Raw genomic sequence first — 16,651 nt, forward strand, 5'->3', positions numbered from 1 at the left:
CATGAATACAGGATTGGCTTGAATTCATAAGAAAGGATCAATGATGAGCCCCACACAGCCCCCTAAACCGACCAAGCAGAACCCCTCGCCAGATCCCGCGGAGGAAAACGGAACGCAGTCGTCCGAGGCGACTAGTTCGGACGCGGCGTCGAGCAAGAAATCTCGCCCGCGTGGTCGTCGACGAGGTCGGAAGCCCGAAAACGACAACGGCGCCCAAATGAAGCAGTTGCCCAGCGAGGCGATCGGGGAGGACGAATTGCACCGGCCTCAACCCGCAGACGAACCGATATCACGCGTCAACTCACAAGATCTTTATCAGGTGATGCGACACACGATCGGCCGGCTCGAACGGGATGAAACGGCACGCGGCGATGTGAAGATACTGTCACGGACGTTGCGTGAACTTCGATACGCGTTTCAGGTTTTTCGGCCGTTTCGTCGACGACGTAAGGTCACGATATTCGGTTCGGCGCGAACGGCACCGGACCAGCCCGATTACATGTCCGCCGTGGATCTCGGTCGACGGATGGCAGCTCACGGTTGGATGGTGATTACCGGGGCCGGCGGCGGCATCATGGAAGCGGGCCATAAAGGCGCTGGACGTGATGCGTCGATGGGCCTGAACATCATGCTGCCTTTTGAGCAGGGAGCCAACGAATACATCGACAACGATCCGAAACTCGTTACGATGAAATATTTCTTCACCCGCAAACTGATGTTTGTCAAAGAGTGCAGTGGAGTGGTTTGTTTGCCTGGAGGTTTTGGAACGCTCGACGAAGCGTGCGAAACATTGACTCTGCTGCAAACGGGAAAACAAACCATGATCCCGCTCGTCTTGCTGGATCATCCCGAGGGGAGTTACTGGAAGGATCTCGGAAAGTTCTTCGACAAACAATTGCTAAACGATGGCATGATCAGTCCGGAGGATAGTGCTCTTTACAAGATCACCAATTCGGTTGACGAAGCCGTCGATGAGTTGTTGACGTTTTACAAAGTTTACCACTCGATGCGCTACGTCCGTGATCAATTGGTTTTGCGGTTACGTGCTCCTTTGACGGACGAACAACTCGAAGCGATCCGAACGGATTTCGCGGATATCGTGAAGAAGGGCACCTACGAACAGCGTCATGCATTGCCTGAGGAATCCGGTGAAAAGGAACTCGCCGCGTACCCACGTTTGGTATTCAATTTCAATCGTCGATCGCTCGGGCGTTTAAGGATGTTGATCAATTTCATCAACGGTCAGGCATTGGCGGAATCGTCCGTTATTTCGTCGCGGTAGTGAAACAACACCTCACAGCCCGCAACAACTTCACTTCGGTATTCTGGTTCTCGTTGACGAACTGTTCGGCAGGACATCGTCGACGTCAGGGGGCATTCCAGAACCGTCCACACCCATCGTATGAGACGCAGTTTTGATTCTACGAATGCCTCCGCTCAGTGTGCTCGATCTCGTTGGCAAAGATGCCGCAGCGATTTTGCATAACTTGACGACCAACGAGGTCAAATCGCTCGAACCAGACGGCCCCGGCGCCGAGACGTTTATCACAAACGTGAAAGGCAAATGTCTTGGCCATGTGTTGGCGTATCGAACGCAAGACGGATATCGATTGATCGGTGCGTCCGGGCAAGCGGATGCGATCGCCGCGCAGATGGACAAGTACACCATTCGCGAAGATGCGGTGCCGCGTGTTCTCGATGACGGGTTCCAAGGATGGTTGATTGTTCAAGACGAAAACACGCGTGTCAGTGGATTCGATGAAACGGCGGAAGCCGGGGCTCTCCAACGGATCGAAGTATCGCTGTCGATCGATCGTGATGACAGCAAGACGGGATCAAGTGAGGTTCAATCCTTTGCCGCCTACGCCGTGCCTTGGGTCGGATCGAAAGACGGTTTGCCGGGGGTGCTGATTTTGACCTCGAAGTCGCAGGAGGTTTCGAGCCAGTCGATGAGCCGAGCCATCGGGGATTTGGTCGGGACTCAAAATGTCGGCGACGCGATGATGGAGGGTGAGCCGGCGAACCAACGTTTTCATCAACTGCGAGTGTCGGCGGGATTCCCCTGGTACGGAACTGATTTTAACGATTCGCATCTTCCTCAGGAAATCAGCCGGGAACCGCAGACGATTTCGTTCACGAAGGGCTGTTACCTCGGCCAGGAAACGATCGCGAGATTGGATGCATTGGGTCAGGTTCAAAAGAAGTTAGTCAGATGGTCGGTCGAGGGAATCGGTGAGCATTCTCCACCGGACGTTGATACGAAACTCTTTGCGGGCGGCGAAAAAGCCGTCGGGCGACTGACGAGCGTCGTGGTGATCGAATCCCAACCAGGGGGTGAGCCGGGAATCTATGCGATCGGTTTTGCCCGGCGCAGCCATTTTGAAACGGGGGCCGAAGCGAACGGCACGTCGGGTGAGCGTGAGTTTGTCGCCAAAGTGGTGGGGGAATAGCTGCGATGGATTTCACGTTTGAACAGTTTGCCGAGTTACTCGACCAAGTTCGTGACGGGGATGAACAGGCGACGACCATTCTATGGGAACGCTACTTTCAACCGCTCGTTCGGTTGGCGGGAACTCGGTTGCCCAAGAATCTTCGCCGCACGGGGGACGAGGAGGACATCGCGCTGTCGGCGTTTCACAGTTTCATCGCGGGGATCCGACGTGATCAGTTTCCTGACCTCGCCGGCCCTGATAATTTATGGGGATTGCTGATCACGTTGACGAGTCGCAAAGTGAATGCACATTTGCGGCGGCAGACACGTCAAAAGAGAGGCGGCGGCAACGTTCGAGGAGAATCCGTTTTCCTAGATGCTCGCGGAGATTCTGGTCCGGCTGGATTGGAACAGATGGGTGGCGGGGACGACGCGGCCCGACCTGACGTTCGAGCCGAGTTGGCTGAAGCGTGTGAGCAATTGCTCGACGCGTTGCCCGACGAACAACTAAGAGAAATCGCGGTATTGAGAATGGACGGATATTTAGTCGACGAAATCGCCGGACGTCTGGAAATCAGCAAACGCGCTGTCGAGCGTCGCTTGCAACTGATCCGCAAGACGTGGTCCGAGCAGCGCGAATTGGAGGAGGAGCAAGATGAAACTCAGTGATCTGCCCGCTCGAGAATTAGCGAGACTCGATGCGATTTGTCTCGAGTATGAATCGCGTGCGCGAGAGGCATTGCGGGCGGGCGGCGATCTCAATTTGCTGAGTGAAGAAATTGATCCGCTCGTGAAGCGATACGGCGGAGAACACACGCCTTTGTTGCGTGCGGAGTTGCGGGCGATTTTGGCTGAGCTCGAACGCGAGATAGTCGATCCCTCGGGAGCCCAGTCTTCGTCGAAATCGTCGACGGCATCCAACGATCAAGCCGACTCGACCACGCATGCGAAGTCAGCAACAGCGGACAACGGACTGCCCAACCATCCGACACCTGCCGATGTGCACGGGGCTCCGACCGAAGTGATCCCGAGTCCAACGCCACGTTTGAATGAATTGGACGAGACTCCTGGTGATCTGCCCAATCTCGGTGACACGATTGGCCCCTATTTGTTGACCAGTATTCTCGGTCGCGGTGGGATGGGGATCGTTTACCGGGCTACCGATACACGTTTGGATCGTAGCGTTGCGATCAAAATGTTGTCGTTGCACGATCGGCAATCACACGTGCTGGTCGAGCGTTTTCAACGCGAAGCTAAAGCGGTAGCGGCGCTGACGCATCCGCATATCGTTGAACTGTTTGACATCGGTGTCTACGAAGGGATGCCCTATGTTGTGATGGAACATTTGCGAGGCGAAACGTTGTTGCATCGTATGCAGCGTGATCGTGTCGAGAGTGAACCGATCACAACGCAACAGGTTCGCAATTGGGGCGTGCAGTTGGCTGATGCGTTAGCGGTTGCTCACGCGAGCGGTGTCATTCACCGCGACATCAAACCTGAAAACGTGATGGTGATGAACCGCAAACGCCCGTCCACCTCGAGCGGCGGCAGCAATAGCGGAGATTCCAAGAGTGGCGCCAACGAATCGAGTTTGAAGTTATTCGACTTTGGCCTCTCGCGAGTTGGGTCGACGAACTGGCAAAACGATTCCGGGCTGTCCGAGGCGTTAACGCCTGAGGCGGCTCGGAAAATCTCGGACACCGATTCCGCCACGCGTGTAGGAATGATCTTGGGGACGCCCGGTTACATGGCGCCCGAGCAGGCGCGAGGGGGCGTGGTCACGCCTGCGGCGGATATCTTTTCGCTCGGTTGTGTCTTGTTCGAAGCAATGTTTGGACGTCCTGCATTTTCCGGCGAGACAGCAACGAAACGGTTTGCCGCGGTCCTCGAAAAGCAACCGCTCGCGGATCCTGCCCGCCGGCGCGACGACGTGGCGTTGTCCGATTTAATTCTCTCGATGTTATCGAAGGCCCCGGCATCGCGACCGTCTGCCGCTGACGTGCTCAGTACGTTGCAGGCGACGGCTCCCGCGAGTCAGGTGACTCTGCGAAACGGCGCTGGCATGGCGGGGAGTGGCAGCGTGGTTGATGGAGGCGGCGTCGTAATCAGCCGTCGTCGGTTGATCGAAATGTTAGGTGGTGCTGTCGCCGGTGGAGTGATCGGTGCCACTTTATTGCCGGCCAGCACTAGCGGTCAGATGCGTGCGATTCGGTCGATCGGTGTTTTGCGTTTTCAAAACGCGGGCGATGCGTCGGATTTGCGAAATGATTCTCCCGCGCCGGATCGAAGGCTCGATCAAGGCGAGTTGTTGTCCGGATTGTTGGTTAACGAATTGTCGCGAATCGACGGCATCACGGTGCCGAAGTACGTGCCGATCACCGCGACGTTACCATCGGATTTTCAGGAAGCGGCGAAACTGTTGCAGGTCGATGCGTTGGTGGCGGGAACGTTCTCGGTCGCGCAGGCGGGACCCGAATCGAGCCCGATCATGACAGTCAATGTCGACATCGTTTCGGGAAAGACGGGCAAACTCATCGAAGGTTTAGTGATTCCGACCGCGGCGGGTGACAACCTGATCGAACAGTCGGCACTCGCACAAGAACTCGCCGAAGCGATCGGACGCGAACTGACGCAGGGCGAAGAACGTGACACGATCGAAAACCCCGAAGCCTTTACGTGCTTGATTAAGGGACGCACGTTGTCGGACCCCGGAACAGCGGCGGCGATGCGAACGGCCCTGAGTTGTTTTCAACATGCCGCGACGGTTGATTCCAACTACGCTCAGGCGCACGCGGGGATCGCGCTGACCGCGATCAGTTTGGCGGCGCGTGAGAACGACGAACGTGCGAGCGAACTGATTTCACTCAGCCAAGAGTCCGCGGCGCGAGCACTCTCGTTGTCGCCGGGCAACCGGGAGGCCTTGTTGGCCCGCGCGATGGTGAACTATCAGGTGCTCGCTGATTTCGATGCCGCCGATGAGGTGCTGCGAGATCTCACGCGAACGAGCCCCAATCATTGGCAGGTTCACCATCAGGCCGGATGGGTGAAGATTATCCGTTTTGAAGATTCGCAGGGCATGCAGTTCATGCGGCGAGCGACGGGACTGCATCCGGCGTCGCGGTTTTTGAAAACCGAGTTAGCTCGAGCGGAGTGGTTTCGCGGGAACGCGGATCGCGCGATCCAGTCGGCACTCGGATTGATCGTCGACAGCGAGAAACTGACCGAAGAAGATTTCTTCCCGCGTGGATTGTTGATCGACATATACGAACAGTCGAGCAATTTTGTCGAAGCGGCGAAATTAGATCCGGAACTGGAGTGGACACCCGCGGCCAGCGGTGCGGGGTATTTCGCGGCACGCGAGAAACGTGTGGCTGAATTACCTTACGGTCCCTTCGGTCCAACTCTCAATGCGGCGATCTTGCAGGTCAGACGCGGCGACTTGGCGAACCGCGAACCACCGGATCGGCTTTTGGCTCGACTGATCGCGGCTCAATTGCCGATGTTACCACTCGTGCTGTGCAAACATCCGGCGATGATCTCGATGACTTTGCTCGAGCAAGCGGTCGAGACATACAGCGTTCTGCGTTTCGCGTAACGAGTTTCCGCGATCGAGAGTAGCGGGTTGTTATCGGCATCGTCGCGCGACGGTGATTCGAATCGGTATATGCGCTGGCAGTTGACCGCTGACCGTTGGCTGGGCCCGTCATCCCGCGGCAACGCACTCGTCCGTTATTCGGGCAGGTCGCTGGGGCTGTAATATCGCAGCGTCGCACTCATCAAAGGAACGTCGTCGCGTTCCATGGTCGTCTTCTCGACGGATGCTTTGATCTTCGACTTCCCGCCGATGAGGCCACGGGTTGCGAGGTGATTGAACGATGGGTCGAGCGTGGAGCGTAAGGCTGCCAACGTGCTCGGTTTTTGTTCGGGATGTTCTGCATCTTCCAGCAGGGCGAGCAGGTCGCTCGCGGGAGTTACCGGATCGGATTTAGGTGTCGACTTCAACTCCGGAAAGACCGAGATGGAAATTGTTCCGGAATGAGAACCGTAGTCGATTTCCTTCTCGATCGATTCGCGGTCAGACAAGACGCGAAACGGTTCGCGTTCATCTTGGTTGATTTGGTAACCCTTGATTCCGAACACGTCCATGTGTGGTTCGAAAATCCATGCACCGCATTTGGCGTCGGGGAGCGTTTCTTTCTTGAGCGTGTTTTCGCCGTTGACCTTCACGACGACGGCGAGTCGCGGTCGCGCGGTTCCTTTGCGTCGGACGACAAACATCACCGTTTGGTCTTCGTTCGGTTCGGCGACAAAGGCCAACCCTCCTTCGATCCGAATAGGCTGAGGTTGGTTGTCGTAGTGAACTTCGAAAGTGATCGGTGAATCGGGATTGTCGGCCGAGAGCGGATGTTTGCTACTGGTTTGCTGTTTGTCCGATGCGTCAGACACGTCGAGCGACGTGAGGGTCGCCGCTTCGGTTGCCTTTTCTTGACGCTCCGATTTGGTCAATTTGATGTTGGCCGAGTCGAAGATTCCGCGGGTGGTGAAGCTTTGTCCGGCGTCCATCAATTCATCGAACCCCGGTTTCGTCTCGAACTGCAATCCGGGCACCCACTCCAGCGATCCGGTTGTGCCATCGAGCACTCGGATCCCGACCAGCATTTTGGATAGATCGGACGTCAAAACGGCCGAGCCGGTGTAGAACGCGTCGATGGGAAGATTCTTTGATCCCCATGACATCGGGTAGGATTTTAGAAACAGTCGCTCGCGTGCGTTGCGTGAGCTCGACACATGACTGGCTCCCGCGATGGTTGCCGCCGTGTCGCTGGCGTTCTTCGCAATGCCAATCGGTTGGCTGATGTCGACGTTTAGGATCAGCGCCATCTCGAGTTTATTGGCTAAACGACGTCCGAGTGCCGAGTCGTGTCCGCCCATGGCGTCTTTTTTGTTGTCGACGGCAAATTTGAGGACGCCGATATTCCTGTAGCCTGCATCGCGTGCGTGATCGAGGATCGATTTGGAGACGCGGATTAATTCCTTTTCCAATTCGTCGGCCGCGTCTGCGGGCGGCGCGAGTACGGAAGCAAGGAGGCCAAGAAGGGTGGCAAAGGTGAGCCGATAAAATTGGGTTTTCATCGTCATGACTTTCATCGGGATCGGTTCGGGGTGTTTTGAGAGCGAGTGTGAGTGTTCAGGTGCGTTAACGAGTTTCGATCGTGAGCGTTTGCTTCTCGATTCGGTTCGCTTTGTGGTCGAGTTGTGCGACGGCGCCGTGAACGTTGAGTTTGTAGAACGGGTGAACAAAGCGGTCGGCCATGTTTTTCGCACTCAATACCTGCCCGCCCTCGAATTCGTCGAGGCTGGCGAAGAGAGTGATGCGTTCGTTGCCGAGAGTCGATTGCACTTTGAGAGAACCGGTTTCGGGAAAGCGTAGCGTTTCACCGGGGGAGAGTGTCTTGCCCGCTGGCACCAACACGACCTTCTCGCCGCCGACACCGGTTCCGATCATTTCCACGTAAACGGTCGTTTGCCCTTCGTTTTTGGCGAAGATCACGAGATCGTCACCGGGGCTATAAAGATTGTTCGTGTGAGAGGTTGAGAGTGCGACAGAGATGTTCGAACCATCGACGCGAAAGTCGGGGCGGGTGACCGCGTCGACCGGGATCACGGGCACGCCCAAGCCGAGGAACTCGACAATCGATGGAAAGTAATCTTCCCACATGTCACGGCGGATGACGCCGTTATTACTCAGTGGCACGAGTCCGGCACCGGCGAACTGCGGCGAGCGGAACATGCCTTCGAATGAGTTTTCACTTTGCAGTCCGAGTTCGCCGACCGCGGTGTGGTAAGCGATCGGGGCGTCGAGGAATCGACGAGAGACCGGTGCCAGAGTTTCGTTATCGGAATCGTCGTCGTTGACCTTTTTCATCGCGGTTAGGAACCGAATGCGGTCTTCTTCGATCAACTCGTCCATGGTTTCTTTGGTCGGGTAGAGCTCAGCGACTTTCCGTTTGTCGAATCCGTAGCTGCCAGGCAGATCGATGACGGAGGCTCGCACGTCATCACGAAACGGTTTCATTCCGCGATCGTGACAACGGATACAAGACAGCCCGTTGCGGACATTTTTGTCCTCCGAAAATTTGTCGGTGACAATCGTGGTCGGGGCGGAGTCGAGTCGCAATCCGTCACCCGTCGCGAGATAGTACGCTTGCAAACCGTTAGGTAACGAAAAGATCATCTCGCCACCGGCACCGTGCAGGTTGATCGGGTCGGCGAACAGATTGTCACGTCCTTTACTCGAGGCGTAGTCGATGCTCTTCCAGTAGGAACCGTGATTCGAGGGATGACGTTCCATTGCGCGGTTGTTGTGCGAAACACCCGAGACCGCGACTGCGCCACGTTGAGCGATTCCGTCGCGAACGTTGGCCTGTGAATCGACACCGATTTGCTTTTCGAGCTCGTTGAGATGCAGGGGCAATCGCATCAGATCGTTGTACAGAGCCGGTTGCAACGCGGTGCTGCAGAACCAGTCGACACGTACATACGGAATCGGTCGCACCATCCCCGCGGGATGCATGTATTCCATCGCGAGCCGGTCGTACGTTTCAGAAGCTTCGTAGGCGATCGAATACGGGTATTCGAGCAACACGAGGTCGAACAGGTTGTATTCGGCCCGGTTCGCAGACTTCGTCGCGTTGCGATAGGGTTGAACATGCCATCCAAGGTCACGCAGGTCGTACGCGAAGACGGTCGCGGTTTCGCCATCGACGACGGTCAAAGGAGCGATGCGAGGTTGATAGGATAGATGGTTGGCCGCTTTGGCGAGTGCTTTGCGTTGCAGATCGATTTGTTCCCGTGTCGCTCCGCCGGCGATCAAATGGTTGCAACTGAAGTACCGCATCCGGACGCGTTTTTCGACCGGGAGCGTGCGTTGGTGGGCGAGGATTTGTTTGAGGACGTAGTCAACTCCGACGAGTCCGTTGAGTGAATCGTCGCGGTCTTCCTCGACCGGTTGTTCGATGTCGGCAGGGAAAGCCGGAGCATCGGCTTCGATCCAGTGACGCACCAAGGCGAGTTCCTTTTCAGACAACGGTGGGGCACCCTTGGGCATCCGCGTGTCCTCGTCTTCTTCGATCAGGATTTCGTACAGTCGAGAATTGCTCGCGTCTCCGGGAACGACCTGATCGTCCGCGAGCAGCGACTCGAGTGAGAGGACGTTCAGGTCGGCGATTTGTTGGTCGTTCCCATGACATTGGGAGCAGCGTGACCGGAGCAATTCCTTGACGTCGGCCGCTAATCGCGACGATTTTTCGGCGTCCGTTTGCTCGCTCTCCGACGCATGGGAGACCGAAGTGGGCGAGAGCGTCGCGATCGATCCCGCGATGATAGCGAGTACGGACGCACGGTGGAGCCAATGAAAACGGAACATGATTTAGCTGCTCAAATCGGGACAAGATGCGATAATTCAACGGCAGAGGGTTTCAAACGGAACCCTCGATCGATGGTTGAGTAGGCGGTTTAGTTTAACCCGCCGAGTAGGCTGATTTGCAACCGCCCATGTTGAATTTGGCGCAGTCACGGTTTTTATGGAAACGGCGTGATTCCATTGCGTCGGCCACATGACGGGGAAAACAACGACCGCGTCTTTCCCGGCAACGGGATGCTTTTTGGGGAAATCGTCTAAAGGAAAGATGCGATTTCACGATCGTCAGCGGACAACAAAATGGTGCAAACGACAAAGCTTTTCAGGTTAGCACACCCCCCGCCGTGTACCTGTTAAGCTGACGTTAACGTGCCTATAGAACTTTGCGAGCAACTTTGGGGAGGACTTCCGAATGGACGCTATTCTGGTTTGGTTGGTTGCAACGGGGGCTTCTGTTTTGGCGTTGACGTGGGCGAGACGCTTCCACTTGCAGATGATGAAAGCGGACGAGGGGACCGACGAGATGCGGGCCATTGCCGAGAGCGTCCGGACGGGGGCGGCGGCGTATCTGCACCAGCAGAACAAGGTGGTCGCGATCGTGTTTTTGGTGGTGACGGCGTTGCTCGCGGTCGCGGCGGTGGGACTGAAAGTTCTGTCGGTCTTCACGCCGATCGCGTTTTTGACGGGAGGATTGTTCAGCGGTCTGTGCGGATGGATCGGGATGCGAACGGCCACTCAGGCCAGCAGTCGGACCGCGGCGGGGGCACGCGTGTCGCTCAACGATGGTTTGCAAGTCGCGTTTCGCAGCGGTGCGGTTATGGGACTAACCGTCGTTGGGATGGGGCTGCTTTATCTTTGCATCTGGTTCGCGGTGTTGTATTGGCTTGTGCCGATGGTTGGAGGCGCGGACGCGGAACTGAGTTTGCATCAGATCTCCGTAACGATGTTGACGTTCGGGATGGGGGCGAGTGCCCAGGCCTTGTTTGCTCGCGTGGGAGGCGGCATCTTCACCAAAGCGGCCGACGTCGGTGCTGATTTGGTGGGCAAAGTCGAGCAAAGCCTCGCGGAAGATTCGCCGAGGAATCCGGCGACGATCGCTGACAACGTGGGAGATAACGTTGGAGACGTGGCGGGGATGGGGGCCGACCTCTATGAGTCATACACGGGATCCGTATTAGCCGCCGCGGCGTTGGGCGTTGCGGCGATGTCCCAGGACGGGATGTTGCCCGAGGGAGGCGACGTCGCTTCGGCTCAATTGCATGCGATGTTGTTGCCGTTGGCGATCGCGGCGATGGGAATTCTCTGTTCGATCGCGGGAATCTATGCGGTGAAGACCGGCGACTCGTTATCGCAGAAGGCACTTCTGCACGCGCTCGCGCGGGGAATCAATCGGTCGTCTCTGTTCGTTGTCGTGGGGGCAATTGCGTTGTCGATTTGGCTGATGCCGAAGGTCCCCGGCACGTTGTTCTTCGGCTTGGTTCCCGGAATCGCCATCAGCGTGATTGTGGGGTTGATGGCGGGTTGGGCGATCGGGTGGTGGACCGAACGTGTGACCAGCGACGAATACGCGACGACACAACATTTGGCCGGTGAGGCGGAAACGGGATCGGCGACCATCATCATCGGTGGCGTGGCCGACGGGATGCTGAGCGTGTGGTTTCCGGTCTTGGTCGTCTCGGCGGCGATGTTCTTGGCGTTCGGGTTTGCCAACGGCGGCGAGTTCAATGATTTGAATCGATTTTCGCTCGGGCTCTACGGCGTTGGCCTAGCCGCCGTGGGAATGCTCAGCACGCTCGGAATCACCTTGGCGACCGACGCGTACGGTCCGATCGCGGACAACGCGGGCGGCAACGCAGAAATGGCGGGACTCGAACCTGTCGTGCGAGAACGCACCGATGCGTTGGACAGCCTCGGGAACACGACCGCCGCGACGGGGAAAGGTTTCGCAATCGGATCGGCGGCGTTGACGGCGCTTGCGTTATTGGCCGCGTACGTCGAAGGCGTTCGCGATGGATTCGATCGATGGGGAATGGATGTCGCCTCGGAGGTTTCCGGCGAAGGTCACTTTAAGCTCAACAACAATTTGATGATTGAGAAAACGCCGGAAGGGACACAGACGTTTTTAATCATGCCAACCCGGTCGGAAACGCCACAGCAGAGAGCGACGTGGCATGCCATCGCAGGCGGGGAAGGGATCGATGAAAACGTCGTCATCACGGCGATCGAAGGCGACCGAGTGGAAGTCACCAAAGCGACGTTACAGGATTTTCTTCACTACTACGACACGACGCTGATGAACCCGCGGGTTCTCGTGGGCATCTTTTTAGGTGCGATGAGTACGTTCCTGTTTTGCGCGATGACGATGAAATCGGTTGGTCGAGCGGCGCAGGGAATGGTGGTCGAGGTGCGAAGACAATTCGTCGATAACCCTGGTATTTTGGAAGGAACGGTCACGCCGGATTATCAGCGTCCGATCGAAATCAGCACGAAAGCGGCACAGCGTGAGATGATTCTTCCGAGTCTGCTGGGGCTGCTTCTGCCGATCGTTGTCGGATTGCTGTTAGGCGTCGGCGGCGTGCTTGGGCTGCTCACCGGTTGTCTGACGAGCGGATTTTGTTTGGCCGTATTCATGGCCAACAGCGGCGGGATGTGGGACAACGCGAAGAAGTACATCGAAGCGGGACATCACGGCGGCAAGGGCAGCCTCGCGCACAAGGCCGCCGTCGTCGGCGATACCGTGGGAGATCCCTTCAAAGACACGAGCGGACCGAGTCTCAACATTTTGATCAAACTGATGAGCATGGTCAGCGTTGTGGTCGCGGGATTGATCGTTCGATACTCGCTGGTCGCGTTGGAGATTTTCTAACACGCGTTGTTGCTCGCGGCCCGTATCTCGGGAAGCATGGTGTTGCCCAGCATGGATCGCATTGCAACCTCAAAACGTTGCCCGCTGAAAACGTCAGTGACCGGTGGAAATCGTCGCGATTCGGATCGGTGTTGAGACTCACCTTTTTTCGATTCGCATTTTTTCAAGTGTGCTGGAACGATCGAGACAGAACGGATTAAGTTATTGGATCGTCCAACGCTCGATAGAAGAATGATGAAAACGATCCGATTCGACACGCTGCCCGGTTGTCAGCCTTACGTTAATGAACGAACGATGCGTGTTCGTGAGTCGCAGTCGGGCATGCGGTTGATCGATTTTCTATGCGAGTACCATCCACCGACGAGAAAAGAACAGTGGCTTGCGTGGATCGACGCGGGCGAGATCATGTTGGACGCGGTCCCGTTGACGGCGGATCATCGCGTTCGCGTGGGCGGGCGGTATGTGCATGCCATGCACGGATTTGTCGAACCAGAGGTCAACGCGAACATCGGTGTTATCTCAGAGGATGAATCGCTGCTCGTGATCGACAAACCGGCACCCCTGCCGGTGCACCCGAGCGGCCGATTCAACCTCAACACGTTGTCGAAGCTGTTGGAGAGTGTTTATCCCGATGAAAAGTTGCGGATCGCCCATCGGCTCGACGCGAATACGACGGGCGTTGTTGTGTTCTCGCGAACGTCGCGTGCGGCCGGGATTGTCCAGCCGCAGTTCGAAAAACGTCTCGTCAAGAAAGAGTATCTCGTGCGGGTGCGTGGCCACGTTCGGTGGGAGGACCATCGGTGCGAGTTGAGAATCGGTCACGCTCGATGGGTGGATCAGTCCGCCGAGAACGGCACCGGCGGCGCTCGGATTACTCACGATTCCGGCTTACCTGCCGAAACCCTCTTTCGCTGTATCGAACGGTTCGACGACGAGACGTCGTTGTTGATGGCATCACCGATCACGGGGCGTACCAACCAGATTCGCGTTCACGCCGCGGCGCTGGATCATCCGGTGCTGGGTGACCCGTTTTATCCGCGGCCGGCCGATGCCGCGTCGTCGTCCGAGACGATCACGCAGACCCTGAGAGTGGATCAGCCGCCGATGTGTTTGCATGCCTGGCGATTAACGCTGACTCATCCGGATACCGAAACCGAGGTTCGCTATGAAAGTCCACCGCCGGATTGGGCGGTAATGCCCGGTGCCTTCTCAGGCAAGGTTGAACCAACTCGTGATTCATAAGGATCGTCGACAGCGCATTTTCTAAAACGATGGCGTCAAATTTCGGGGGCCTGATCTTTGGCGAACCCAATCGCCGTGAACGGGTGCCTCTTCGTTTGAAGTGCGATCGTTTCAGCGGACGTCTGTGATGCGGCACAGCAACCGCATCGTCGCGTCGATGCTCGATAACCTCGCCGTCTCGAGTTGCGTGTGATACGAAGACGTCGGCAACTGCAGTGTCGTGCCGCGAATGTCGCCTCCGGTGGCGCAGATCAAACGCCCCAACTCGGTTCGTCCGATCGACATCGGTTTTTCGCGGGTACGGTTGAGTTCCTCAATGTAGAGGTCTTTGTATCGGTAGGTAACGCCGAGGTTCACGCATTCTCGTTGCAGTTGCGCGGTGAGCTTTTTGTCAAACTCGGCGTTTGAATCGCGATGTCTCAGAACAACGTCTTGCTTCTCGAGATCGTCGACCGTCGGGAATGGGCTGGTGTCGAGAACGATCAGACGATCGGTGGTGATGTTATGGCGTTGAAACCATTCCGCCGCGAACCGCCAACTTCGTCCGGCTTCTTCTCCGGCGGTAAACAACGCTGTGCCTTGGAATCCGGATCGAATCAGTTCGATCAACATGGCGACCGAAACGACATTGTCGAGTTGTGCTGAGATCAGCCCGTCGGCTTCCTTCAGTCGGTCCAAAAATGCGACCGGGGTTCCGGGTTGAAGGAAGTCGAGCCCGTCGAGTTCGAAGATCAGGTTTTTGCGACGAGGGCAAATATAGGACTCAATGATCTTGCCCTGGCCGAGGTACGAGCCCGCGTACGGCGTGTGGGCTTGGACCCGCTGGCCGTGGAAACGACCGGCGATGGTTTCCATGAACTGTTCAGAGATCGAATCGCCGTTGAGTTCGCCGCGGTTGCCAGCGATGAACGCCGCGTATTGAAATTCATTCGGTCCGGTACACATCAAACCGTGTCGGTCGACGTGCGCCGAAACAAAATGACTCTCAGGATCTTCGCCTTCCGCGACGAGCAATCCGTGGTACCGGGTTACTCGAACGGGATATTCTTCGAGTTCCCGTCGAAGGACACGAAAAAACGCGTCCTCCATTCCAACCACTGATGGCTCACGCACGAGTGCGCGAAGAAGGTTGAGAAACTCTTTCATTGTCGTCGTCGGGGTGCAATTGTTGGCGAGGGGGGAACCTAGCCAAGCATGCTGCCAGATTCCATCAATTTACGATGTAGATCAAAGCAGTGTTGCAGATCGTGACGAATATGGGCAGCGGACGAGTTGTCGAGATACTTGTGCAGGTAATCGCGATACATCGGGTGGGCACAGTTGTCGATAATCGTGCGTGCCCGTTCGGCGGGGGCAAGTCCACGTAAGTCCGCAAGCCCTTGTTCGGTCACGATCACGTGCACCGAGTGTTCGTTGTGATCGGTGTGTGAACACAGAGGAACGATGGCTGAGATTTTACCGCCCTTGGCAACCGACGGGCAAACGAACATCGATAGATAGCTGTTGCGGGCAAAGTCACCGCTGCCGCCGATCCCGTTCATGATGTTTTGACCGCACACGTGCGTCGAGTTCACGTGACCGTAGAGGTCGACTTCCAACGCGGTGTTCATCGCGATCACGCCGAGTTGTCGCACCGCGGCGGGGTTGTTGGAAATTTCTTGAGGCCGGAGCACGATCCGGTCACGGAAGAATTCGATGTCGTCGGCAATCTCTTGCATCTGTTCCGGCAAGAGCGTCAGGCCACACGAGCTGGCTCCACGCAGTCGTCCACTTCGCATGAGTGCGAACGGTGCCGGTTGCAGCACTTCGGTGTACATGAAAAAGTCGGGGATGTCAGGGCTTTTGCCCACGCCTGCGGTGACCGCATTGGCAACATTCCCGACGCCACTTTGCAGCGGTAGGAAACTCGAAGGGATCCGTCCCGATGCGAGTTCGTTGCTGAGGAACTCGACGACGAAGCCGGCGATCTTTTCGCTCAGTTCGTCCGATGCGGTGAAGCCGCCGAGCTCATCGGGTTGGTCCGTTTCCACGATCGCGACGATTTTCGATGGATCCACTTCCGCGTATTTCTTACCGATCCGTTCGAGTGGATGGTCCAGCGAAAGTGACAATCGGTTTGGTGGCCGATTCGGAATGACGATGTCAGCCATGTCGCTGATGTCGCGGGATTGAGCCCGGTTCAGTTCGATGATGACCTTTTTCGCTTTCTTCAAAAACGTCGGGGACGCTCCGACCGAAGTGCTCAAATAAACTTTGCCGTCGGCGGTGACTTCGGTGGCCTCGATGATCGCGACGTCGATTTCACCGAAGTGACCAAACATCACCGATTGAGGGAGGTGCGAGAGGTGCATGTCGACAAAGTCGACTTCGCCCGCGTTGATGCGTTTTCGCATGGCACGCGAGGACTGATAGGGGGCTCGCCAACTGACGGCCTGTGCTTCGGCGAGTCGCTCATCGACGCTGTCACCGGTGGATGCTCCGGTGAGCAGTCGGATTTGGAACGGTTCGCCGGCTTCGTGGATTTCGTTGGCACGGTCAGCGATCGCACGTGGTACGGCTTTGACAGCTCCCGCAGGAGTAAATCCGCTCATGGCGACCATCATACCGTGCTCTATCAATTCAGCGGCTTGCGGGGCCGTCATTGTTGGGAACGGTAAAGACATGGGGAAGGTCCTTTTATGAGTCGCGTTTC

10 protein-coding genes are annotated in these 16,651 nt (G+C 56.8%); 6 read left to right on the forward strand and 4 right to left on the reverse strand.

Annotated elements, in window-relative coordinates; all coding sequences use genetic code 11:
• Positions 1-217 precede the first annotated feature (217 nt).
• From FHS27_RS20935 to FHS27_RS20950, 4 genes are all read left to right on the forward strand, one after another.
• On the forward strand, positions 218-1,282 hold the full coding sequence (locus tag FHS27_RS20935) for an LOG family protein (RefSeq protein WP_184306870.1): 1,065 nt from the start codon (positions 218-220) through the stop codon (positions 1,280-1,282).
• 145 nt (positions 1,283-1,427) lie between these two features.
• Positions 1,428-2,450, forward strand: a complete 1,023-nt coding sequence (gene ygfZ / locus FHS27_RS20940; RefSeq protein ID WP_184306794.1) for a CAF17-like 4Fe-4S cluster assembly/insertion protein YgfZ — start codon at positions 1,428-1,430, stop codon at positions 2,448-2,450.
• A 5-nt stretch (positions 2,451-2,455) separates the two neighbouring features.
• A complete protein-coding gene (locus tag FHS27_RS20945; protein WP_009093659.1) occupies positions 2,456-3,100 on the forward strand; it encodes an ECF-type sigma factor in 645 nt (214 codons plus the stop codon).
• A complete protein-coding gene (locus tag FHS27_RS20950) occupies positions 3,087-6,026 on the forward strand; it encodes a serine/threonine-protein kinase (protein WP_184306795.1) in 2,940 nt (979 codons plus the stop codon). The genes FHS27_RS20945 and FHS27_RS20950 overlap by 14 nt, the downstream gene beginning before the upstream one ends.
• 134 nt (positions 6,027-6,160) lie before the next feature.
• Here FHS27_RS20950 and FHS27_RS20955 read toward each other — a convergent pair whose 3' ends face one another.
• Positions 6,161-7,564, reverse strand: a complete 1,404-nt coding sequence (locus tag FHS27_RS20955; RefSeq protein ID WP_246420428.1) for a hypothetical protein — start codon at positions 7,562-7,564, stop codon at positions 6,161-6,163.
• Positions 7,565-7,628: 64 nt separating this feature from the next.
• Positions 7,629-9,857 (reverse strand): c-type cytochrome domain-containing protein, encoded by a 2,229-nt coding sequence (locus FHS27_RS20960; protein ID WP_184306797.1) that lies wholly within the window; start codon positions 9,855-9,857, stop codon positions 7,629-7,631.
• Positions 9,858-10,263: 406 nt separating this feature from the next.
• Here FHS27_RS20960 and FHS27_RS20965 point away from each other — a divergent pair, with 406 nt between their 5' ends.
• Complete coding sequence (locus tag FHS27_RS20965) at positions 10,264-12,717, forward strand: sodium-translocating pyrophosphatase (RefSeq protein WP_184306798.1); 2,454 nt, start codon at positions 10,264-10,266, stop codon at positions 12,715-12,717.
• A 231-nt stretch (positions 12,718-12,948) separates the two neighbouring features.
• Complete coding sequence (locus FHS27_RS20970) at positions 12,949-13,959, forward strand: RluA family pseudouridine synthase (protein ID WP_184306799.1); 1,011 nt, start codon at positions 12,949-12,951, stop codon at positions 13,957-13,959.
• A 111-nt stretch (positions 13,960-14,070) separates the two neighbouring features.
• On the opposite strand, the gene FHS27_RS20975 is transcribed toward FHS27_RS20970, so the two are convergent.
• Positions 14,071-15,105 carry a peptidase M42 gene (locus FHS27_RS20975; RefSeq protein ID WP_009093668.1) on the reverse strand — a complete coding sequence of 345 codons (1,035 nt, stop codon included), beginning with the start codon at positions 15,103-15,105 and terminating at the stop codon, positions 14,071-14,073.
• A 38-nt stretch (positions 15,106-15,143) separates the two neighbouring features.
• Positions 15,144-16,622: a succinate CoA transferase gene (locus FHS27_RS20980; RefSeq protein WP_184306800.1), complete on the reverse strand. Its 1,479-nt coding sequence runs from the start codon at positions 16,620-16,622 to the stop codon at positions 15,144-15,146.
• Positions 16,623-16,651 lie beyond the last annotated feature (29 nt).

This window comes from Aporhodopirellula rubra (assembly GCF_014192335.1).
Taxonomy (GTDB): Bacteria; Planctomycetota; Planctomycetia; order Pirellulales; family Pirellulaceae; genus Rhodopirellula; species Rhodopirellula rubra.